Origin of the sequence: Gordonia araii NBRC 100433, from assembly GCF_000241265.1 — a bacterium.
Lineage (GTDB): Bacteria > Actinomycetota > Actinomycetes > Mycobacteriales > Mycobacteriaceae > Gordonia > Gordonia araii.
This window is the reverse complement of the sequence record NZ_BAEE01000020.1, coordinates 1-513: the sequence shown is the minus strand read 5'-3', so window position 1 is coordinate 513 and position 513 is coordinate 1. Positions and strand designations below refer to the sequence as shown.

1 protein-coding gene is annotated in these 513 nt (G+C 63.7%); it reads left to right on the top strand.

Translation table 11 applies throughout. The features are described 5' to 3' along the window. Positions 1 to 89: 89 nt before the first annotated feature. Positions 90 to 513 (top strand): RNA methyltransferase (locus GOARA_RS03145; protein WP_040521587.1); only part of this gene is annotated, 424 nt, incomplete at its 3' end.

Sequence of the window (513 nt, the reverse complement as noted above, 5' to 3'; positions counted from 1 at the left end):
TCCCGCTCGCCGTATGGCTGCTCGTGGGTGCGGCGGCGTTGGTGGCTGGTGGTCGTAGCAGCGGATTGTCGCGTGGGCGGTCGTCGGGGATGGTGCGCACCGTGTCGTCGGAGGGGGAGTCGGATTGGTCGGCGTTCAGGGATAGAACGAATACCGATGTCGGGGAACGCGAGGCGATCGAACAGCGTGACTCGGCGCGCCGGTCGGGGATGTACGCCGCACCGCGAACGCTCGATGACGGGAGCCGGGTCAACGAGTACACCGACCCGAACACCGGCCAGACGTGGCAGGAGTCAACGAAGTGGACACCCGAGGGTGAGGCTCGCAAGGATCTACGTGCCCTGGGTTATCAGGTCACCCCATCGGGCACCACGACACCCGATGGCCGCTCAGTCGACGATATCTATGACCCGGAAACCGGTGAGCGGTATGCGCTGATCGGACGTAGTCCCGAAGTGATCGATGCACTCGACGAGTCCGCGAAGCAGCAGGAACAAGATCAGAACACGATTA